Source organism: Tamlana crocina (genome assembly GCF_012037625.1).
In genome coordinates, this window is sequence record NZ_JAAVJS010000221.1 from 1 (window position 1) to 461 (window position 461).

Consider the following 461-nt stretch of genomic DNA (forward strand, 5'->3'; position numbering starts at 1 on the left):
TCAACAAAGCCCAGCAGGCACATAAATTCACTTCGGAAATAAAAGTGATCCACAACGGTAGAAGCATAAATACTTCGGAAGCAAAGCCCAAGGAAGAATTCATTCTATGCATGGGCAGGATGTGGGATGAAGCCAAGAACTTTCCGCTTTTATCCAGTATAGCCGAAAAACTTCCGTGGCCGGTATATGTTGCAGGCGATTCTGTAAATCCTAACACCGGAAAAGAATGCAGTCTCAAAAATGTGAAATTCGTGGGGAAATTATCTCCGGGAGAAGTACAGGACTGGATGCAACGGGCGAGCATTTTTGTAAGCCCTACCCGCTATGAGCCTTTTGGACTGGCAATACTTGAAGCCGCAGGCAATGGCTGCGCCCTGGTGTTAAGCAACTTGGAAACGCTAAAAGAATTGTGGCATGACGTAGCGCTTTTCTTTGATCCCGAAGATGAAGCTGAAGCCGAG

Annotated in this window: 1 protein-coding gene; it reads left to right on the plus strand. The window is 46.4% G+C overall.

What is annotated here, in order from left to right:
- The coding region (locus tag HC176_RS16415) for a glycosyltransferase family 4 protein (RefSeq protein ID WP_167920079.1) at window positions 1-461 on the plus strand (461 nt) is incomplete at both ends.